Source organism: Enterobacter cloacae complex sp. IR5384 (assembly GCF_049237265.1).
Taxonomy (GTDB): Bacteria; Pseudomonadota; Gammaproteobacteria; order Enterobacterales; family Enterobacteriaceae; genus Enterobacter; species Enterobacter cloacae.
This window is the reverse complement of sequence record NZ_JBMKHJ010000018.1, coordinates 57,475-78,272: the sequence shown is the minus strand read 5'-3', so window position 1 is coordinate 78,272 and position 20,798 is coordinate 57,475. Positions and strand designations below refer to the sequence as shown.

The window sequence follows — 20,798 nt, the reverse complement described above, 5'->3', positions numbered from 1 at the left end:
GGTTCCTGTTAACGGTCACAGCTTGCCCCCGCCATGGTAATGGCCTGGTTTTGGCTTTCAGGCGATAAACGATAGTGCGCACGACACTGGGACTGCATCCCATTGCCCCACTGAATAAGCAGCTCCCCTTCCAGCGGCAGCCCGCTCAGGTAAATCTGCCCGTCATCGCCCACCATACTGGTGACCCCGCTCTGGGTTTCACGAACCACGGCACCAAACGGCACAGGCTGGTTGCCGCGGGTCACGGTCAGCAGGGCACGTACGCCGATACGGGTATCGAAGCTGGCACGCACCAGCGCACCTTTGGTCGGTACTACGCTGCTGACGTTATTTTCGATGTCGGTGTTGTTACTCATGGAGTTGGTATCCAGCGCCACGCGGTTATAGCGGTAGACGGTGGCATACGGCATGACCGCGTAGCCTCGCCAGTCGGTTTTCACCCCGGTCTGGTTTTCCACGCTGACGCCCGAGGCTCCCGGCGCTTTGATCAGGACGTTAGTGTCGCCCAGCGGCTGGCTGAAGGTGACGCCGTCGGCATGGCCCACCACCCCACCGGAGAGCTGCCAGTTGAGATCGTGCTGATCACGCGCGTAGTTGTAGCCCACCCCCAGCGTGCCGTAGGTCGCCTGCCAGTTTGCGCTGGCGCTACCGCTTGAGCCGTTGGTGCTGGTGTGCCCCTGCGTAACGCTGTAGTTCAGGTTGCGATCTTCCAGCAGGGTGCCGCTGACCCCGGTTTGCCAGCTGGTATCACCGTCGCTGTTGCGGCTGGCTGAGGCCGTGGCGTAAGCGCGATCGATGGCGCTGTCCCGGCGATATCCCTGACGGGTAAAGAGGCTGAACGGCACCGAGACGTTAAAGGACGCGATCCGGTCCGTGCCCTCTATCCCGACGGACTTGTTCCACGACCATGACAGGGAGTAGTTGATCCCTTTTACCCCCCCGGCATAGCCGAGCTGATACCACAGGTTCGACTGGCTGGTGCCCCAGTAGGTCTGCTCGCTGCCGGAGACATAGACTGAGCCGTAATCACCCAGCGACTGAGAGATATTGAGCTGGAAGCGCCCTTTTTTATTCCACGTCAGGTTGTGATAGCTCTGCACGTCCGGCACGCCGTCATCATCCTTGCTGTCGGCATACTGATAGCCTTCCATCGAACGCCAGGCCACATCATCCAGGGTGTAAAACCCTTTCGTGGAGTAGCGATAGCCCAGCAGCTGGAAGTTGGTGCCGAATCCGTTGAGTGATTTTGCATACAGGAAACGCAGGGACTGGCCTTCATGGCGGCTGTCGTCCGCCAGCTGGCTGCGGGCATGGGTGATATCGACCGACACCGCCCCCCAGTCACCGAGGTTTTTCCCGGCGCCAATGGCCACCGCGGTATAGCGCGACGCCAGCTGCGTACCGCCGTAGAGCGTGTAACCATTGGCCAGACCGGTAATCAGCGTGCCCTGGGTGAAGAACGGCGTGTCCTGATCGCTGTTACCGCTGCGGTAATCCCCGGCCACGAGGTCATACTTCCAGCGACCTTCACGCTGCAACAGCGGCACGGTGGAGTACGGCACGGTATAGCGTTGCTGGCTGCCGTCCTTCTCTTCTACGGTCACTTCCAGATCGCCGCTTGAAGAGGTAGGGTTCAGATCGGTAATGGCAAACGCGCCAGGCTGGACATAGCTCTGGTAGATAACATAGCCGTTCTGGCGAACAACCACTTTGGCCGGGGTACGGGCGATACCGCGCACGGTTGGCGCGTAGCCCTGCAGGCTGTCCGGGTACATGCTGTCGGACGAGAAAAGCCGCCCCCCGCGGAAACCGACGCTGTCAAAGACATCATTGCCGGTACTGCTGTCGCCCAGCACCAGCTCGCTTTTGAGCGGAATGACGGTGCGCTGCGCCCAGGTGCCAATGTTCTGCCAGTTACTGTGCCGCTGACCATTGTTTTGCGTATAACGCCAGGCGCCGTTATTGCGTAAACGCCAGGCGCCATAGTTCAGCCCGCTCTGCAGGTTCAGATAGTAGCTGTCATCCTCGCTTCCCCGGTTGCCGGTAAAGCTGTAGTTCAACAGCGCGGCGGGGATCCCTTCATCCCACTGTTCAGGCGGGATATAGCCACGGGCGCTGTTCTGCATCGCCACCTGCGGCAGGCTGATATTCAGACGCTGCGAGGCGAAGTTAAATGCGACCAGGCTGCCGGGGATCGCTGTCGCCAGCGGGACACAGGTGTCGTCCTGCACCTTTACCAGCTCGGGAAACGCGGCGAGGTTAACGCCAAACCGTTCCAGCATTTTACGTGTGATGCACGGCGCCAGTCCGCCCGCCACCGGTGGCGTATCGTCGGCCTGCTCAAAGCGCACGTCCTGGGTCGCGATAAACTCATCGTTACGCCAGATATCCACGCGATACACGCCGGGTGCCTGCTGGTGACCTTGTTCAAAACGCGATAAATCCGCCACGCTGGCGGTATCATCGGACAAAAAGGCCGGGTTAAAGTAGCTTTCGCTCCAGCCCGACTGCGGCCAGAGCGTTGCCATCAGCGCCAGTGCAACCGGGCAGTAACGCCATTGATGATTATTCATCGCCCTGACTCTGCTCACAGGTTGACGCTACGCGCCGGAGTAATGGCACCGTAGTCATTGACGCTCTGCCAGGAGAGCGTACCGCCCGCACCAGCCGGCAGCGCCTGCTGTGCCGAATTTTTTGGCGCAATCATGATGTTATCCAGCTTCTGACCGCCCAGCTTCAGATTGACCAGCGTGATGTAATACGGTGAGGCGTTGCTGATCTTCAGATGCGAGCCAACGCGCTCAAAGCGCAGCTGAGAGAGCGCCTCTTCCGGCTGCATTGCCAGGTTATTCGGACGCACAAACAGCTTGATACGCGACAGGATGGCCAGTTGCAGCACGTTGTTGTTTTCGGTTTTGGCTTTGTTCACTGACGGGATCGCTTTCACGTTCATGTAAAACAGCGATTCACGATCGGCAGGCAAAGCAGGCCCGGCGTAAATAATGCGCAGCGTGTTTTCGCTGTCCGGCTCGCTGACAAACAGGGGTGGCGTGACGGCAAAGGTTTTTTCTTTTTGCCCGTTTGCGTTTTCGATCCACGCGTTAATTAAATAGCGTTCTTGCTTGTTACTGTTGGTGATCGCCAGTGAAGTTTGTTTAGCATCTGCCGGATAAATAACGCGCGTGGCTCCAAGTGCAATACCGCCGGACGCATTCGCGCTTGCAGAAACCATCATTAAAATAAACGATAAAATCAGTCCTGGTTTAATTAGGGTATTCATCAAAACCGTACCTTTAATAATGTGTTCGCAGGTGTTATGGATAAATCAACGTAAACCAGACATCCGACTGAATATTGCCTGGCACAAGGTGTTCGGAAATAGCCCGATATCGGGCGCTAAAATGAAACGCAAGCTCGCGGGTATCAATGGGCAGCCAGCTGACCGCCGTGGCGTTGGGGATAATCTGACGCTGCTGTTCGTCAAAGAGTGCCAGCCCCACCCCACTGCTGATGGGTGTTTCACCGGGGCGCGATGTCGCCAGAAAAACCTGCGGGTCTTCCGCGGGCGTGATGCCCTGGAACTGGATCCCGACGGTGCGTGAGACATCCACGCTGCAATCCAGCAGCCGCACGGTAAAAGGCACATTAACGGTGGAAAAACTGCCCACCCCGGAAAACGAGTTGGTCCGGTATTGTCCCATATCGATGCGCATATTCTGGCTGTCTGGCGCCACGGCGCAGCCACCGTTCACCAGTTCACCCCGGAGGTGTACTTTGCCGCCGTCAATCACCACCGTATGGGCGAATGCCTGGGAAGCCATCGCAAGGGTTAACAGCAGTAGTGTTCCTGTCCTTGTCATCCTTCGTTCCTGGCCTGATCGTATGACGGGCCTCATCCCTGAGGCCAAAACATCCCTGTACGGAGGAATTATTCGTATTTCATAACGAAAGTGGCGTCAGCGTTTGCCTGGCCTGGTTCAGTGGTCGCAGCAGTGGCTTTATAACGCGCGCTGAAGTTCAGGGTGTTGGTGCCCTGAATCAGGTTCTGCGCAGCAGAGAAGGTGGCACCGTCTGGGGTCAGAACGCTGGATTTGCTGTCGAGGATCTCGATACCAACACCTTTCGCGGTGTTGTCGTTGCTACCGGAAGTCACTGCCAGCAGGGTTTTGTCAGTTGCGTCGATCTGACCGGTGAACGCCACAGCAGCCGTTTTCGCCACCAGCGGATCGCAATCGTTCAGTTCGATGGTGAATGGAATATTGGTGGTGGTATCACCCACTTTGGTGAATTTCGCGGTACGGTACTGACCGAGATTAACAGTCTGCTCGGAAGAATCGGTATTTACTGAACATGCAGCATTAACCAGTTCACCTTTAAAATGCACGGTACCGCCATTTACGGAAACTGGCGTAACCGGATCGGCAGCGTGAGCGGCACCCGCGACCAGGGCCAGTGAAGCAATAACAGTAGAAGCAATGTTGCTGAGTTTCATGTCTATTCCTTTAAAATGTAAATAACCCTTCCCGCGAATTTTCGGGAATAAGAAATACGTTCAATTGAAAAATTGAAAGCTTATTTCGGAGAAGACAAAGTAGCTCAGGAAACTATTTTTAAATATGTCAAAACGCTGCCATTTTACCAGGTCACATCCTAATCCCGCCTAAGAAATTGACCATCACCCGAGAAGGGTCTTTACGCCCGCCGGAGGAAAACTCGCAAAGGGTGACTGACAGCGGCGCTCGCTTCTGACAAAATACAGGCCATCCCCCCTTTCAAACGTTACAGACGGAATCTTCTCTCTGATGGCAGCAAAGATTATTGACGGTAAAACGATTGCGCAGCAGGTGCGCTCTGAGGTCGCGGAAAAAGTGAAGGCGCGTAAAGCGGCTGGTTTTCGCGCACCAGGGCTTGCCGTTGTGCTGGTTGGTAGCAACCCGGCATCGCAGATTTATGTCGGCAGCAAACGCAAAGCGTGTGAAGAGGTGGGGTTCGTCTCCCGCTCTTACGATTTGCCGGAAACCACCACCGAAGCAGAACTGCTGGAACTTATTGACACCCTGAATGCCGATAAAGAGATCGACGGTATTCTGGTCCAGCTGCCGCTGCCGGCAGGCATCGACAACGTGAAGGTACTGGAGCGTATCGCGCCGGATAAAGACGTGGACGGTTTCCACCCGTATAACGTTGGCCGTCTGTGCCAGCGCGCGCCGCGCCTGCGTCCCTGCACCCCGCGCGGCATCGTGACGCTGCTTGAGCGTTATAACATCGACACCTACGGTCTGAACGCCGTAGTGATTGGCGCCTCCAACATCGTGGGCCGTCCGATGAGCATGGAGCTGCTGCTGGCCGGTTGCACCACCACCGTGACCCACCGCTTCACCAAAAACCTGCGTCATCACGTCGAGAATGCCGATCTGCTGATCGTCGCGGTCGGTAAGCCGGGCTTCATTCCCGGGGAATGGATTAAGGAAGGGGCGATTGTCGTGGACGTCGGGATTAACCGTCTGGAAAACGGCAAAGTGGTTGGCGACGTGGTTTATGAAGATGCCGCAGCGCGTGCCTCTTACATCACCCCGGTACCGGGCGGCGTAGGCCCGATGACCGTAGCAACCCTGATTCAGAATACCTTGCAGGCATGCGAGGAGTATCACGACGTAGAGGACGCGTAACATGGCGACATTTTCATTAGGTAAACATCCACACGTTGAGCTGTGCGATCTGCTGAAGCTGGAAGGCTGGAGCGAGAGCGGTGCGCAGGCCAAGATTGTCATTGCCGACGGGCTGGTTTTCGTCGACGGCGTGGTAGAAACGCGTAAGCGCTGCAAGATTGTTGCCGGTCAGACCGTCAGCTTTGACGGCCAGAGCGTGACCGTTACGGCCTGAGCCGTCTGATGCCCTCACCCTAACCCTCTCCCGGCCGGGAGAGGGGATAACAATCCCCGCACACCTATCACGGTTAATTATCGATCAACTTCAAATAATCACTATTTCATCTGTTGAAAAGTGAAAATTGTGTTGCGCGTTTTTCACGCTTTGCCCACGATAAGTAGAACGTTCTACTAAAACGTTCTACTTACAATAACAGCGCCAAAAAAAGCGCTTCTCGGGGGAAATCAGCATGAGTCTGATATCAGGGTTTGTTAAATCGCTGTCTAAGTTATCGATGATTGGTCGCGCCTTAATGCTGCCAATTTCACTGCTTCCCGCTGCGGGCCTGCTGCTGGCCTTTGGCGATAAGTTTCACCTGCCGCTGATGATGAACGCGGGTGGGGTTATCTTTGATAACCTGCCCATGCTGTTTGCCATTGGCTCCGCAGTGGGTCTGGCATCGGAATCCGGCATTGCCGCACTGTCTGCCGCCGTCTCGGTGTTTGTTACCAATATCACCATCAGTACCGTGCTGAGCATTACGCCGGAAATGGCCTCTCAGGGCGGCAAATACGCTATGGTGGTCGGCATCCCGACGCTGCAGATGGGCGTCTTTGGCGGGCTTATCTGCGGTATTCTGGCGGCGTGGTGCTATAACCGTTTCCACACCATGCAGCTGCCGGAGTTCCTTGGCTTCTTCTCCGGCAAACGCTTTGTGGCGATTGCCACGGCGTTTCTCTCGTTCCTGCTCGGTCTGCTGCTGCCCTACGTCTGGCAACACATTCAGGCAGGCATCGACGCGCTCTCCGTGGTGGTGAACGGCGATAATCAGGCCGCCTCAACCTTTATCTTCGGTCTGGTCGAACGCGCCCTCATCCCGCTCGGTCTGCACCATATCTGGTATCCCTCTTTCTGGTATTCATTTGGTGATTACACCACTCAGGCGGGCCAGGTGATCCACGGCGACCAGACCATCTGGTTCAAGATGCTGGAAGAAGGGGTGAAATCCTTCAGCAGCGACACCTACCAGAACGCCGGTAAGTTCATGCAGGGTGAATTCCCGCTGATGCTGTTTGCCCTGCCTGCGGCGTGTCTGGCGATGTATCATGAAGCGCATACCAAAAATAAAAAAATCGCGGCCGGTATTCTGTTCTCTGCGGCACTCACCTGCTTCCTGACGGGGATCACCGAGCCGGTGGAGTTCACTTTCATCTTCGTCGCGCCGATCCTCTACGTCTTTAACGCCATTATGGCGGGCCTGGCGTACATGACCATGTATCTGCTGCACGCCCATATCGCCAAGTCGTTCTCGGCAGGCTTTATCGATTATCTGTCGTTCGGGATCCTGCCGTCATTCAACGGCTATCAGACCAACTTCCTCAATGCCATTATCATTGGTATTCCGATGGGCCTGATTTATTACTTCACCTTCCGTTTCGTGATCCGTCGCTTTGACGTGAAAACGCCGGGCCGTACCGAAGTGACCGCCAGCGCGGATGATAAATCCGATTCTGAACTCGCCACCGAAATCATTACCCTGCTGGGCGGTGCGCACAACATCGACTCCGTTGGCTCCTGTATCACCCGTCTGCGCCTGGAAGTGGCAAAAAGTGATGCGGTGGACAAAGATGGCCTGAACGGACTCGGCGCACGCGGCGTGGTCTTCGTGGGTGATAACGGAATTCAGGTGATTTTCGGTGCGAGAGCACAGTTTATCGCCCAGACCATGTCCACCATGATTGGCAAATAATAAGATGCCGGAACGACACGTCTCCTGTAGGCTGAGAGACGTGTCGTATCTGGCTGATAATCGGTAAATTTCAGGGAGCGGTTTTGAAGAAAGTCAGCATCATTGATGTCGCAAAGCACGCGGGTGTGTCGGTCTCTACCGTATCGCTGGTGCTGCGCCAGAAAGGGAAAATCTCCGAAGCAACGATCGAGAAGGTCAATGCCGCCATCACGACGCTGGGCTATGTTCATAACGTTGCCGCTGCTAACCTTCGCGCCAACACCTCCAACCTGATCGGCCTGATCCTGCGTGATTTTAGCGACAGCTTTTCCATCAAAGTCATGGCGAGTATCGTCCAGGAGCTGGAGAAGCAGGGCTATATGGTTTTTCTCGGCCAGCCGCTGAACGATCGGGAGCATTTAGAGCGCACCCTGCTCTCCTTTAAGCAACAGGGCGTGGCGGGCGTGATCTATCTCGCGTCGGATACGCGCTCCTCAACCCTGCCGGAGCAGATCCGCCAGTGCCCGCTGCCGCTGGTGGTGGTCTCGCAGTCTCTGCTGGATGAAAAATGCAACCTGGTGATGCGCGATAACCGCCAGGCGGCAAACCTGGCCGCGCGCTATCTTATCGAGCGCGGGCACCGCAACATCGCCTACATTGGCGGACGGGAAGGCTGCCTTATTCGCGAGCAGCGCCTGCTCGGATTTCGCAGCGCAATGACCCAGAACGGGCTGGTGTGGCGCGATGAAAGCTCCCCGGCCTGCAGCGATGACACTCAAGCCGCCGCAATGGCGACCCGCCAGCTGCTTGAGAAAAACAACACCATTACCGCCCTGCTCTGCCATTCACCGGATGCGATGATCGGCTGCATTAGCGGCATTCATCAGGTGGGCCGCACCGTGGGAAAAGATGTATTTCTGACGCAGCAGGTCGCGCTGGTGGGCTTTGAAGATATGCTGCACGTCAACCTGACCTCGCCGTCGTTTACCTATGTCTCCTCTGCCAGTGACGAGACAGGCCGCCAGGCGGCGGGTCTTATCATCCGTAAGCTGAAAGAGCCAGAGCTGCAGACGCAGCGCATTACCCTCTCCGGCCAGCTTATCGCGCGGGAATCGGCGTAAAAATCGGAATTTAGCACAGGTCAGTTTCAGCGAAATCGCTGCTATATTCCCATGATTTGTCACGGAAAATTACGATGCCTACCGTTATCACTCACGCTGCTGTTCCGCTTTGCCTGGGCTTAGGCCTGGGAACCCGGGTTATTCCTCCCCGCCTGCTTTTCGCCGGTGTCGTGCTCGCGATGCTGCCCGATGCCGACGTGCTGGCGTTTAAGTTCGGCGTTGCTTACGGCAATGTTTTCGGCCATCGCGGCTTTACCCATTCACTGCTGTTTGCCTTCGTGGTGCCGATACTCTGCGTACTGGTCGGGCGACGATGGTTCAGGGCAAGTTTGACGCACTGCTGGCTGTTTTTAACCGTGTCGCTGCTGTCGCACAGCCTGCTCGATTCCGTCACCACCGGCGGCAAGGGCGTCGGCTGGCTGTGGCCGTGGTCAGATGAACGCTTCTTTGCGCCGTGGCAGGTGATTAAGGTCGCCCCGTTTGCCCTGTCGCGCTATACCACGCCGTACGGGCATCAGGTGATTATCTCTGAACTGCTGTGGGTGTGGCTGCCGGGAGTGGTGCTGATGGGGTTGTTGTGGTGGCGACGGAGGTAAAAAAGCCGGGTGGCGGCTACGCCTTACCCGGCCTACGGTCGTGCTTTTGTAGGCCCGGTAAGCGAAGCGCCACCGGGCGTTGCGGACTTACTTACGGCGCCAGGTGGTCCCCTGTGGGCCATCTTCCAGGATGATCCCCATCTCGGTCAGGCGATTGCGCGCCGCATCCGCTGCCGCCCAGTCTTTCGCCTTACGGGCTTCGAGACGCGCGTTAATCAGCGCTTCAATCTCTGCCACTTCGCCGTCATCCGCCTGCGCACCGCTTTGCAGGAAAGCATCCGGCTCCTGCTCCAGCAGGCCAAGCACGGAAGAGAGTTTACGCAGGTGAGCAGCCAGAGCATTCGCCGCCGCCATATCTTCTGACTTCAGGCGGTTGACTTCACGCGCCATATCGAACAGCACCGAGTAGGCTTCCGGGGTGTTGAAATCATCGTTCATCACCTCAACAAAGCGGGCCTCAAACGCCTCGCCGCCCGCGGCCTCCACGGACTTGTCGGTACCGCGCAACGCAGTGTACAGACGCTCCAGCGCAGAGCGTGCCTGTTTCAGGTTCTCTTCACTGTAGTTCAGCTGGCTGCGGTAGTGGCCCGACATCAAAAAGTAACGCACGGTTTCCGCATCGTAATACTTCAGCACGTCACGCACGGTGAAGAAGTTGCCCAGCGATTTAGACATCTTCTCGCGGTCAACCATCACCATCCCGGAGTGCATCCAGTAGTTCACATACTCGCCGCCGTGCGCACAGGTGGACTGCGCGATTTCGTTTTCGTGGTGCGGGAACATGAGGTCTGAACCGCCACCGTGAATGTCAAAATGTTTGCCCAGCTGTTTGCAGTTCATCGCCGAGCACTCAATGTGCCAGCCCGGACGCCCTTCTCCCCATGGAGATGGCCAGCTTGGTTCGCCCTCTTTGGACATCTTCCACAGCACGAAGTCCATTGGGTTACGCTTCACGTCAACCACGTCAACGCGGGCGCCAGCCTGCAGTTGGTCAAGATCCTGACGGGAAAGCGAGCCGTAGGTAGGATCGGTTGGCACTGAGAACATCACGTCGCCATTGTCCGCAACGTATGCGTGGCCGCGTTCGATCAGCTTTTCCGTGATCTCGATAATTTCGTGAATATGGTGGGTCGCACGCGGCTCGCTGTCCGGGCGCAAAATGTTTAACGCGTCAAAATCCTTGTGCATCTCAACGATCATACGATCCACCAGCGCGACAAAGCTTTCGCCATTTTCATTAGCGCGCTTGATGATTTTGTCGTCAATATCGGTGATGTTACGCACGTACTTCAGGTTATACCCGAGGAAACGCAGGTAACGCGACACGACATCGAATGCGACAAAGGTACGACCATGGCCGATATGACAGAGATCGTAAACCGTAATACCACACACGTACATGCCGACTTCCCCGGCATGGATAGGTTTAAATTCCTCTTTCTGGCGCGTCATTGTATTAAAGATTTTTAACATCGAAGATTCCATGTAAACACGTGTGTGGACGAAAACCGGGTATTCTACCCGTAATTCAAACCCGAAGCAGCACACAATGCAAGGTGATCGCATCCTGTGGTTATGCTATAACAGGCCCCTATATCTGACCCGAACGCGGGTCGACGTACCACAATAACGGAACAGGATGCAAAAATGGTTACTTTCCACACTAATCATGGCGATATCGTAATCAAAACCTTTGATGACAAAGCGCCTGAAACAGTTAAAAACTTCCTGGACTACTGCCGCGAAGGTTTCTACAACAACACCATTTTCCACCGTGTGATCAACGGCTTTATGATCCAGGGCGGCGGTTTTGAACCGGGTATGAAGCAGAAAGAAACAAAAGAAGCGATCAAAAACGAAGCCAATAACGGCCTGAAAAACACCCGCGGCACGCTGGCGATGGCGCGTACTCAGGCACCTCACTCTGCCACCGCGCAGTTCTTCATCAACGTGGCTGACAACGACTTCCTGAACTTCTCCGGCGAAAGCCTGCAGGGTTGGGGCTACTGCGTATTCGCAGAAGTGGTTGAAGGCATGGACGTGGTCGACAAGATCAAAGCCGTTTCCACCGGCCGCAGCGGCATGCATCAGGACGTTCCAAAAGAAGACGTTGTGATTACCAGCGTGACCGTCAGCGAGTAATTCGTGGCGACACTCTTTATTGCAGATTTGCACCTGCAAACAGAAGAACCGGCGATCACCGCCGGTTTTCTGCGTTTTTTAGCGGGTGAAGCCAGACACGCCGACGCGCTTTACATCCTTGGCGACCTGTTTGAAGCCTGGATCGGCGACGACGACCCCAACCCGCTGCACCGTGAAATGGCTGCCGCCATTCACGCGCTGGTCACCTCCGGCGTTCCCTGCTACTTCATTCACGGCAACCGCGATTTTCTGGTCGGCCCTCGCTACGCCCGCGAAAGCGGCATGACGCTGCTGCCAGAAGAACAGGTGCTTGACCTCTATGGACGAAAAGTCCTGATCATGCACGGTGACACGCTCTGTACGGACGATACCGGCTATCAGGCGTTTCGCGCGAAGGTCCACACCCCGTGGATCCAAAAGGTGTTCCTTGCCCTGCCGCTGTTTATCCGGAACCGTATCGCCGCCAGAATGCGCGCGGGCAGTAAAGCCGCCAACAGCAGCAAGTCGATGACCATCATGGACGTCAACCCGCAGGCAGTGGTCAACATGATGGAGAAACACCACGTCCAGTGGTTGATCCACGGTCATACCCACCGTCCCGACGTGCATACGTTGGTCGCCAACGGCGAACCGGCTCACCGTGTGGTACTGGGCGCGTGGCACAGCGAAGGATCGATGGTGAAAGTCACGCCTGAAGGTGTGGAACTGATCGCTTTCCCGTTTTAATTTCTCCCGCAAAATTCATTCTATTTTTTTGAACGATATCGGCAAATTGTTTCGATTTTAATCAGCCCGTGGTCGGCCTATCATTTATCACATCAGGGCAACACGCCCTATCCCAAACAAAACACTTAAGGATTACGACCATGAAATCCATCAAAACTTTCGTTGCAGTTGCCGCTCTGTCTCTGATCTCTTTCGGTTCTTTCGCACAAAGCATTAGCGCGACAGCCTCAACCCTGGATCGTGCAGAAGCGAAAATTGCCGCTCAGGCTGCTGAACAGGGCGCGTCTTACAAAATCACCAGCGCACAGTTCAATAACCGCGTGCACATGACTGCAGAACTGACTAAATAAGATCGCCGTTTGCCGTGCCGCCAGTAGATCCGCGACAGCGACAAGACGATGAGAAAGGAAAGAGAATGAAAAAAATCAGCATCGTAAGTGCCCTGCTGCTGGCCGCTGGACTGTCCGCTGGCGCGATAGCAGCAGAGAATGGCTTCTGTGTACCGGAAGCCGGCTCGAATATCGACACCAGCATGGTGAATCATATTGATGTCAGCCACGCATTCGACAAAGAGAACCTGACCGCAGGGGATCTTCAGTAACCTCTCAAAACAGACCGCCTGAATGCGGTCTGTTTTGTTATTCCCGCGCACCACAACGGCTCGGTTTTTAACCGCGCAACCGTTTTCCTTGCCCGTATTACATGCTATTCTCTGTGCCCTCGAAAGCAGTGTGTTTCGCACCACAGGAGTTTTAAGACGCATGTCTTCCCGCAATAATCCGGCGCGTGTCGCCATCGTGATGGGGTCCAAAAGCGACTGGGCTACCATGCAGTTCGCCGCCGAAATCTTTGAAATCCTGAATGTTCCTCACCACGTTGAAGTGGTTTCCGCACACCGCACGCCGGATAAACTGTTCAGCTTTGCCGAAAGCGCGCAAAAGAATGGTTACGAGGTGATCATTGCCGGTGCGGGTGGTGCAGCTCATCTGCCGGGCATGATTGCCGCCAAAACGCTGGTGCCGGTACTGGGTGTTCCGGTGCAGAGCGCCGCACTGAGCGGTGTCGACAGCCTTTACTCCATCGTGCAGATGCCGCGTGGTATTCCTGTGGGTACGCTGGCCATCGGCAAAGCGGGCGCGGCAAACGCGGCTCTGCTGGCAGCGCAGATCCTGGCGACGCACGATAAAGCCTTACTTCAGCGTCTGGCGGACTGGCGTAAAGCCCAGACCGACGAAGTGCTGGACAACCCGGACCCGCGGGGTGCGGCATGAAGCAGGTTTGCGTCCTCGGTAACGGTCAGTTAGGCCGCATGCTGCGCCAGGCCGGTGAACCGCTGGGTATTGCCGTCTGGCCGGTCGGTCTGGATGCCGAACCCGAAGCCGTGCCGTTCCACCAGAGCGTCATTACCGCTGAGATTGAACGCTGGCCGGAAACCGCGCTGACCCGTGAACTGGCGCGCCATAACGCTTTTGTGAACCGCGACGTGTTCCCAATCATTGCTGACCGTCTGACGCAAAAACAGCTGTTCGACAAGCTCGGACTGGCGACCGCGCCGTGGCAGTTGCTGTCTGATAAAAGCGAGTGGAACGATGTCTTCGCTATGCTGGGCGAACTGGCGATTGTAAAGCGTCGCGTCGGCGGTTATGACGGCCGCGGACAGTGGCGTTTGCGCGCGCACGAAACCGCCGAACTGCCGGAAGAGTGCTACGGAGAGTGCATCGTTGAGCAGGGCATCAATTTCAGCGGTGAAGTGTCGCTGGTTGGCGCTCGCGGCCACGACGGGCGTACCGTATTTTATCCTCTGACCCATAACCTGCATCAGGACGGGATCTTACGCACCAGCGTCGCCTTCCCGCAGGCCAATGCTGAACAGCAGGCCCAGGCGGAAGAGATGCTCTCGGCCATTATGCATGAACTGGGTTATGTGGGCGTGATGGCGATGGAGTGTTTTGTAACGCCGTCTGGTCTGCTGATCAACGAACTGGCACCGCGCGTTCACAACAGCGGTCACTGGACGCAAAACGGCGCATCAATCAGCCAGTTTGAGCTGCACCTGCGCGCCATTACTGACCTGCCGCTACCGCAGCCGGTGGTTAATAGCCCTTCAGTGATGATCAACCTGATCGGTACCGATCTGAACTACGACTGGCTGAAGCTGCCGCTGGTGCACCTGCACTGGTACGACAAAGAGGTTCGTCCGGGGCGTAAAGTGGGTCACCTGAACCTGAACGACAGCGACGCAGGCCGCCTGAGCGCTACCCTGGAAGCGATGATCCCTCTCCTGCCGCCGGAATACGCAAGCGGGATTGTCTGGGCGCAATCAAAGCTCAAATAAGCGATAATTGCCGGGGAGTTGATCTTCCCCTTCCCCGGCCTCTCCTCACGCGCGTAAAATCCCCCTCCATTGCTGTTTTGATTTCTGGAATAACCATGAACGATGGAACGGATTATCGCGCGATACTCGCGTCCGATACCCCTTTGATTGACGTTCGCGCGCCGATCGAATTTGCGCAGGGTGCGATGCCTGCGGCAATCAACCTGCCTTTAATGAACGACGACGAACGCGCCGCCGTAGGGACCTGCTACAAACGCCAGGGGCCCGACGCTGCGCTGGCGCTCGGCCATAGTCTGGTGAACGGCGACACGCGGGAGGCCCGGATCAACGCCTGGCGCGAAGCCTGTCTTGCCCGTCCTGAGGGCTTTATCTGCTGCGCGCGCGGCGGACAGCGCTCGCATATCACGCAGGCCTGGCTGAAAGAGGCGGGCGTGGATTACCCGCTGATCCGCGGCGGCTATAAAGCCCTGCGTCAGACGGCGATTCAGGCCACCATTGAGCAGTCACAAAAACCGATGGTGCTTATCGGCGGCTGTACCGGAAACGGTAAAACGTTGCTGGTGAAGCAGCACGCGCAGGGGATCGATCTGGAAGGGCTGGCGCACCATCGCGGCTCGTCGTTTGGCCGCACGCTGACGCCACAGCATTCCCAGGCAAGCTTTGAAAATCATCTGGCCGTCGAGCTGTTGAAAAAAGATGCCGCACGTTGGGTGCTGGAGGATGAGGGCAGGATGATTGGCTCTAACCATCTGCCGGAATGCCTGCGCGACCGGATGGCCGAAGCCCCTATCGTGGTGGTAGAGGATCCGTTTGACATTCGTCTTGAGCGCCTGCGCGAAGAGTATTTCGACCATATGTGGGCCGATTTTTCTGCCGCCTACGGCGAAGAGGCAGGCTGGAAGGAGTATAGCGAGTACCTGCACCACGGTCTGTTCGCCATTCGCCGCCGTCTGGGGCTGCAGCGTTATGCGGAATTCACCGCGCTGTTAGATTCCGCACTGCTGGAACAACAACGCTCTGGCAGCACTGACGCACACTTTAGCTGGCTTGCGCCGCTGCTCAGAGATTATTACGACCCGATGTACGGCTATCAGCTGGAGAAGAAAGCGGAGAAGATTGTGTATCGCGGGACGTATGGCGAGGTCGCTGACTGGCTTGATCGCTGAAAGAAAGCCGGGTGGCGGCTACGCCTTACCCGGCCTACGTGTGCAATTCCCTCTCCCTTTCAGGGAGAGGGTTAGGGTGAGGGTTAGAAGTCGTAACGCAGACGCACCAGGTTCATATCGCCCAGGTTGTCGGTGCTGGAGGTGAACACGTGTTCGTAATCCACACGGAAACCGTAGTCCAGCTGGAAGCTGATACCCACACCGTTGTCGATGCGCTGGTAGTTACGGCCGTTCACGTACTCGATACGGTCACCCATGAAGTATGGCTGGATGGATTTAACCGCATACTGATTGATTGGGAATTTGTACCCTGCGAAGTATTCGATACCCCATGCGTCACCGGCAAAGTAGTCGTTAACAGACACTTTTTTGGTGGTCAGGAAGTTCTGGTACCAGCCGCCGCCAGCAGAGAAGGTCCAGTTATCCGGTGTCCAGCTGAGCGCGGTACCGAGGATGTTCTGGTCATAGGTTTTGCTGTCGCCGTTGTCCGGGTTACGCATATCCGCACGGGTGTAGTTCCATGCCGCGCCCCAGGTCAGATCGGTGGTCAGGTGGTAATCGATACCCAGGGAACCGCCGCCTTTACGCTTGTAGCGCAGACCGTTGCCCGGCAGGTATTCGCTGTCTTCAAACAGGTAAGAGGCGTAGATATCAGCATCGCCAACGGTTTTCTTATATTTCAGCATATTGCGTGAACGATAAGAGCCATCGTAGTCGCCGTTGATACCGTTACCTGGTGCCTGACCGATCATGTCGTAGTCCCAGATATCGGTTTTCACGCCCACCACATCATAGTACACGCTGTTCTGTTGACCGAAGGTCAGTGTACCCCAGGTGTCGCTCTTCAGGCCGGTGTAGAGCATACGGCGCGTGGTGTCGTGGGCACCCTCGGCATAGTGATGATCCCAGTTGAACTGGGCAGGGATATTCACACCCAGTTCGTAGTAGCTGATCCAGCTGATGTCGTCGAACAGATAGTAATCTGCCGCAAAACGGAAACGGGTGCCGCCGTCGAAACCGTTACGTTTGTAGCTGTTTTTACCGTCGTCGCCCGTCATGTTCTGGAACTGAGGACGAATACTGCCGCCAACGGTAAAGTTCAGACGGCTCAGCGGGTTACCCGCCTGAGGATCTTGCTTAAGAACCGTGATTTCCGCCTGAGATGCGAAGGAGGTTAATGCCACTGCTGCGCCAATAGCTGTCGCCAGCGCGGTTGTTTTTATAGTCATTATTTTTCCTTAATAGACACGCTGCTAAATATTTAGCGTGTGAATATTAACTGGAAATAATCGGGCTGTGTGGGCGGGTTTTTAATGTTTTGTGCTACTAAATGAGTGGGTATTATCGATTTGTGCTGTTAACGGGCTGCGTACCAGCATTTAAACCGGTACGAAACCATCACGTCTGTGAACTAACTGACAAACTGGCGGAAAAGTGCTTTGCCTTTTAACAGCCGCGTTCCGAGCCAGCCGCCGCAAAGTGAAAGCAAAAGCGCACCGCACACCGGCAGCGTCAGCCACAGGCGCCAGTCTGGCTCCCACGGGAAGTCGAAGACTTTCGACTGCAGCACTGCCAGCGCCGCCTCTGCGCCAATGGCGGCCACCAGGCCTGCCACCAGCCCCAGCAGGGCGAACTCGCTCCACAGCGTAGCCCTCAGCAGACGCTTGCCGGCTCCCAGCGTACGGTAGACCACCAGCTCCTGATGACGCTGACGCATGCCAACCTGCACCTGTGCCAGCAGCAACAGCACGCCGCAAATCGTCACCAGCACCACCATCACCTCCAGCGCGCGGCTGACCTGCTCCAGCACCTGACCGACCTGTTTCAGTATCGCGCCGATGTCCAGCAGGCTGACCGTCGGGAATTCCCGGTTAAGCTGCGTCAACATGCCGTTGCCGTTTTCCCAGCGGAAGCTGGTGAGCCAGCTCTGCGGCTGTCCATCCAGTGCCCCGACAGGGAAGATAAAGAAGAAGTTTGGCCGCAGGCTTTCCCAGTCCACTTTGCGCAGGCTGGTCACTCTGGCGCTGAAATCCTGCGTGTCGCCGGTAAAGGTCACGCTATCTCCCAGCTTCACATTCAGACGCTTTGCCAGCCCCTCTTCCATCGACACTTCCCCGGCCTTTGGCGGCCAGCTTCCGGCGGTGATCGGGTTGTGATCCGGGCGCTTCTCCTGCCAGGTCAGATTAAGCTCACGGTTGAGCGACTCATCTTTATTTCCCTCCGTCGACTGACCGTTGATCTGCGTCAGGCGCGCACGCACGATCGGATAGAACGACTCGGGAATAATGTGATGCTCAGAGAGAAAACCCTTCAGTGGTGTCACCTGTTCTGGAGCAATATTGATCAGAAAATAGTTCGGACTTTCCGGCGGAAGCTGCTGTTGCCAGCGATCCAGCAGATCGCCGCGCAGCACCAGCAAAAGCGCCAGCAGCATAAACGAGAGCGAAAACGCCGAAAGCTGGCTCAGCGTTGACCACGGCTGATGCAGCAGACGGTTCACCGCCAGCCGCACGGGAAGGGATTTAATCGTCATCCTTTTCAGAACAGTGAGCAATACCCAGCCCAGCACGCCACACAGCAGCGCCAGAACCACCGCCCCAACCAACACGGCCCACAGCAGGGTACTCCCGCCCATCAGCCAGGCAAGGAGCCCGATCACCACGGCTATCATCACCGGCAGGTAGTATTTAAGCGGCCAGACGCTGGCCACCACATCGCGGCGCAGCACGCGCAGCGGCTGGGTGGCGAGCAGGAGCCGGTACGGGCGCAACCCCACCAGCAATGAAATCACGGTCATCGCGCCAATCGCCCACAGCCATGGCCAGAGGCTTGCTGGCGGCAGCGCGGCAGGCAGTACCGGTTTCAGGAGCATCATCAGCAGCTTTTCAAACAGCAGACCTGTCGCCCCACCGGTGACGGCCGACAGCGCCAGCACCATCAGCCACTGGCCGACAATCAGCCTCCGCAATTGCGCCCTGCCCGCGCCAAGGGTTTTGAGGATCGCCACCAGATCGTAACGGCTGCGGCAGTAGTGTCCCATCGCCACGGCAACCGCCGCGACGGCCAGCAGCAGGGTTAACAGTGCCGAGAGCAGCAGAAACTGCTGAGAGCGTTCAAGAGACTTGCCGAGCGCGCCCTCATCCTGCTCAAGCCCGTACCAGCGGTGCTCCGGTTTTAACTGCGGCAGAAGCCATTTTTCATACGCCTCCAGCTGCGCAGGCGTGCCGCCAAACTTATAGCGCCAGGTGACGCGGCTCCCCGGCTGGACGGCGTTGGTTTTCGCCACGTCTGCGGTGTTCATCAGCAAGCGTGGGGCGAGCTGGAACGGGTTGAAGCCGGAATCGGGTTCCTGAACCACCTCCCCGGTAATGGTCAGCGTCGCGTCCCCCACGTCGATGCTGTCACCTGTTTTCAGGTTCAGTAGCGCCATCAGTCGCGGTGCCAGCAGCACCGTACCGGGTTTCGGCTTGACGCCTGGCGGGCTGGTCTGCAGTTCACCGTACATCGGGTAGATATCATCCACGGCTTTGACGCTGGCCAGCTGCGGCGTGTCACCGGCGAAGGTCATGGTCTGGAAGCTTATCTGCTCCCCGACCTTGAGCCCCCGCTTGCGCGCTTCGTCGATCCAGCCCGGCGGGACGGCGCGCGAGCTTTGCAGCGCCCTGTCGCCCGCCATAAATTCGCGGCTTTGCTGGCTAAGCCCCTTCTCCATGCGATCGCTGACGCTGCCCAGCGCCAGCACGCAGGCCACCGCCAGGCTTAACGCCAGCCAGACGATCAGCAGCGAAGGCGAGCGCCACTCGCGCCAGAACCAGCGGGCAATCATGCTTCCTCCTGCAATTCACCGTTGACCAGCCGCAGGCGGCGATCGCAGCGGGCAGCCAACTGCGGATCGTGCGTGACCAGAATCAGCGTGGTGCCATGTTCCCGGTTGAGCGAGAACAGCAGATCGGCAATCTTATCGCCGGTTTTACGGTCCAGGTTCCCGGTGGGTTCATCGGCAAACAGCACCTCCGGGCGACCATTAAATGCGCGGGCCAGCGCCACGCGTTGCTGCTCTCCACCGGAAAGCTGCGCCGGAAGATGGTCAAGGCGTTTCCCCAGCCCCAGTTGTTCCAGCAATGCCTTCGCATGATCGCGGCTTTCACGGCTGCTTTCTCCGCGCAGCAGCGCGGGCAACTCAACATTTTCCAGCGCGTTCAGGGTGGGGATCAGCATGAAGGACTGAAACACAAAGCCGATGTGACGGGCACGTAGCGCGGCACGCGCCTCTTCATCAAGCTGATGCAGCGGCTGTCCGACCAGGTTAACCTCGCCGCTGCTGCCGTCGTCCAGTCCGGCCAGAATAGCCAGCAGCGTGGACTTACCGGAACCGGATTCGCCAATCAGCGCAATGGTTTCGGCAGGTTTGACAACGAGTTCAACTCCGGTGAGGATGGAAAGCTCGTGTTCCCCCTGACCGACGGACTTCTTAAGACGATGAACTTCAACAATGTTTTCCGCTGGCATTTGCCCTTCCTGTTTTTGATTCTGATGACTTTCCGCGCGGCGGCAGCGGACACGTTACTGGTTCTCGGCGACAGCCTCAGCGCAGGCTATCGTATGGCGGCCAGTGCGGCCTGGCCGGCTCTGCTCAACGAAAAATGGCAGAGCAAAACGTCTGTTATCAACGCCAGCATCAGCGGTGATACCTCGCAACAGGGCTTGTCGCGTCTGCCGGCTTTGCTCAAACAGCATCAACCGCGATGGGTACTGGTGGAGCTGGGCGGTAACGACGGATTGCGTGGCTTCCAGCCTCAGCAAACGGAACAAACCCTGCGCACCATCCTGAAGGACATTAAAGCGGCGAACGCCCAGCCGCTGCTGATGCAAATTCGCCTGCCCGCCAACTACGGTCGTCGGTATAATGAAGCCTTTAGCGCGATCTACCCTAAGCTTGCCAACGAGTTTGATATTCCGCTGCTGCCATTTTTCATGGAAGAGGTCTATCTCAAACCCAACTGGATGCAGGATGACGGGATCCACCCCAATCGCGATGCACAGCCGTTTATTGCCGACTGGATGGCAACGCGGCTGGCTCCTTTAGTTAACCATGACTCCTGATTAAGCGGAGAT

General features: G+C 56.9%; 21 protein-coding genes. 13 read left to right on the top strand and 8 right to left on the bottom strand.

Translation table 11 applies throughout. From position 1 onward, the window contains the following. Positions 1-8 precede the first annotated feature (8 nt). From ACOTX3_RS15675 to fimA, 4 genes are all read right to left on the bottom strand, one after another. A complete protein-coding gene (locus ACOTX3_RS15675) occupies positions 9-2,573 on the bottom strand; it encodes a fimbrial biogenesis usher protein (protein ID WP_058678872.1) in 2,565 nt (854 codons plus the stop codon). A gap of 14 nt (positions 2,574-2,587) precedes the next feature. Beyond that, positions 2,588-3,280, bottom strand: a complete 693-nt coding sequence (fimC, locus tag ACOTX3_RS15670; protein WP_040021471.1) for a type 1 fimbria chaperone FimC — start codon at positions 3,278-3,280, stop codon at positions 2,588-2,590. Between the two features lie 34 nt (positions 3,281-3,314). Then, positions 3,315-3,860 (bottom strand): type 1 fimbrial protein subunit FimI, encoded by a 546-nt coding sequence (fimI, locus tag ACOTX3_RS15665; protein WP_013095931.1) that lies wholly within the window; start codon positions 3,858-3,860, stop codon positions 3,315-3,317. Between the two features lie 68 nt (positions 3,861-3,928). After that, positions 3,929-4,492 (bottom strand): type 1 fimbrial major subunit FimA, encoded by a 564-nt coding sequence (fimA, locus tag ACOTX3_RS15660; RefSeq protein WP_013095930.1) that lies wholly within the window; start codon positions 4,490-4,492, stop codon positions 3,929-3,931. A 310-nt stretch (positions 4,493-4,802) separates the two neighbouring features. On the opposite strand from fimA, the gene folD reads away from it, so the two are divergent. From folD to ACOTX3_RS15635, 5 genes are all read left to right on the top strand, one after another. Further along, on the top strand, positions 4,803-5,669 hold the full coding sequence (folD, locus tag ACOTX3_RS15655) for a bifunctional methylenetetrahydrofolate dehydrogenase/methenyltetrahydrofolate cyclohydrolase FolD (protein ID WP_013095929.1): 867 nt from the start codon (positions 4,803-4,805) through the stop codon (positions 5,667-5,669). A 1-nt stretch (position 5,670) separates the two neighbouring features. Continuing rightward, positions 5,671-5,883, top strand: a complete 213-nt coding sequence (gene ybcJ / locus ACOTX3_RS15650; RefSeq protein WP_040021473.1) for a ribosome-associated protein YbcJ — start codon at positions 5,671-5,673, stop codon at positions 5,881-5,883. A 235-nt stretch (positions 5,884-6,118) separates the two neighbouring features. Further along, positions 6,119-7,618 carry a PTS transporter subunit EIIC gene (locus ACOTX3_RS15645; protein WP_014830936.1) on the top strand — a complete coding sequence of 500 codons (1,500 nt, stop codon included), beginning with the start codon at positions 6,119-6,121 and terminating at the stop codon, positions 7,616-7,618. A gap of 83 nt (positions 7,619-7,701) precedes the next feature. Continuing rightward, the gene (gene malI / locus ACOTX3_RS15640; protein WP_020685029.1) at positions 7,702-8,718 is read left to right on the top strand and encodes a Mal regulon transcriptional regulator MalI; all 1,017 of its coding nucleotides are present in this window, start codon (positions 7,702-7,704) and stop codon (positions 8,716-8,718) included. A gap of 74 nt (positions 8,719-8,792) precedes the next feature. Beyond that, positions 8,793-9,314, top strand: coding sequence for a metal-dependent hydrolase (locus ACOTX3_RS15635; protein ID WP_058678871.1), 522 nt, complete (start codon positions 8,793-8,795; stop codon positions 9,312-9,314). A gap of 87 nt (positions 9,315-9,401) precedes the next feature. Here the strand turns inward: ACOTX3_RS15635 and cysS are convergent, their stop codons facing one another. After that, a complete protein-coding gene (gene cysS, locus ACOTX3_RS15630; RefSeq protein ID WP_058678870.1) occupies positions 9,402-10,787 on the bottom strand; it encodes a cysteine--tRNA ligase in 1,386 nt (461 codons plus the stop codon). Positions 10,788-10,961: 174 nt separating this feature from the next. On the opposite strand from cysS, the gene ppiB reads away from it, so the two are divergent. The 7 genes from ppiB (at position 10,962) to mnmH (ending at position 15,683) form a co-directional block, all read left to right on the top strand. Beyond that, a complete protein-coding gene (gene ppiB / locus ACOTX3_RS15625; protein ID WP_020685026.1) occupies positions 10,962-11,456 on the top strand; it encodes a peptidylprolyl isomerase B in 495 nt (164 codons plus the stop codon). Between the two features lie 3 nt (positions 11,457-11,459). After that, positions 11,460-12,182 (top strand): UDP-2,3-diacylglucosamine diphosphatase, encoded by a 723-nt coding sequence (gene lpxH, locus ACOTX3_RS15620; protein WP_023620084.1) that lies wholly within the window; start codon positions 11,460-11,462, stop codon positions 12,180-12,182. A gap of 140 nt (positions 12,183-12,322) precedes the next feature. Beyond that, the gene (locus ACOTX3_RS15615; protein ID WP_045902393.1) at positions 12,323-12,532 is read left to right on the top strand and encodes a YdgH/BhsA/McbA-like domain containing protein; all 210 of its coding nucleotides are present in this window, start codon (positions 12,323-12,325) and stop codon (positions 12,530-12,532) included. A 65-nt stretch (positions 12,533-12,597) separates the two neighbouring features. Further along, a complete protein-coding gene (locus ACOTX3_RS15610; RefSeq protein ID WP_020685024.1) occupies positions 12,598-12,783 on the top strand; it encodes a hypothetical protein in 186 nt (61 codons plus the stop codon). A 160-nt stretch (positions 12,784-12,943) separates the two neighbouring features. Continuing rightward, positions 12,944-13,453, top strand: coding sequence for a 5-(carboxyamino)imidazole ribonucleotide mutase (gene purE, locus ACOTX3_RS15605; protein WP_058678869.1), 510 nt, complete (start codon positions 12,944-12,946; stop codon positions 13,451-13,453). After that, complete coding sequence (purK, locus tag ACOTX3_RS15600) at positions 13,450-14,517, top strand: 5-(carboxyamino)imidazole ribonucleotide synthase (protein ID WP_013095918.1); 1,068 nt, start codon at positions 13,450-13,452, stop codon at positions 14,515-14,517. Before purE ends, purK begins: the two co-directional genes overlap by 4 nt. 95 nt (positions 14,518-14,612) lie before the next feature. Beyond that, positions 14,613-15,683, top strand: a complete 1,071-nt coding sequence (mnmH, locus tag ACOTX3_RS15595) for a tRNA 2-selenouridine(34) synthase MnmH (protein WP_058678868.1) — start codon at positions 14,613-14,615, stop codon at positions 15,681-15,683. A gap of 83 nt (positions 15,684-15,766) precedes the next feature. Here the strand turns inward: mnmH and ACOTX3_RS15590 are convergent, their stop codons facing one another. From ACOTX3_RS15590 to ybbA, 3 genes are all read right to left on the bottom strand, one after another. Then, on the bottom strand, positions 15,767-16,912 hold the full coding sequence (locus ACOTX3_RS15590) for a porin (RefSeq protein WP_013095916.1): 1,146 nt from the start codon (positions 16,910-16,912) through the stop codon (positions 15,767-15,769). 182 nt (positions 16,913-17,094) lie between these two features. Further along, positions 17,095-19,509 (bottom strand): putative ABC transporter permease subunit YbbP, encoded by a 2,415-nt coding sequence (gene ybbP / locus ACOTX3_RS15585; RefSeq protein WP_038982818.1) that lies wholly within the window; start codon positions 19,507-19,509, stop codon positions 17,095-17,097. Beyond that, on the bottom strand, positions 19,506-20,192 hold the full coding sequence (gene ybbA / locus ACOTX3_RS15580; RefSeq protein WP_013095914.1) for a putative ABC transporter ATP-binding protein YbbA: 687 nt from the start codon (positions 20,190-20,192) through the stop codon (positions 19,506-19,508). Before ybbA ends, ybbP begins: the two co-directional genes overlap by 4 nt. Between ybbA and tesA the strand changes: the two genes are divergently transcribed. Beyond that, a complete protein-coding gene (gene tesA, locus ACOTX3_RS15575; RefSeq protein ID WP_013095913.1) occupies positions 20,163-20,786 on the top strand; it encodes a multifunctional acyl-CoA thioesterase I/protease I/lysophospholipase L1 in 624 nt (207 codons plus the stop codon). The genes ybbA and tesA overlap by 30 nt on opposite strands. Positions 20,787-20,798: the final 12 nt, after the last annotated feature.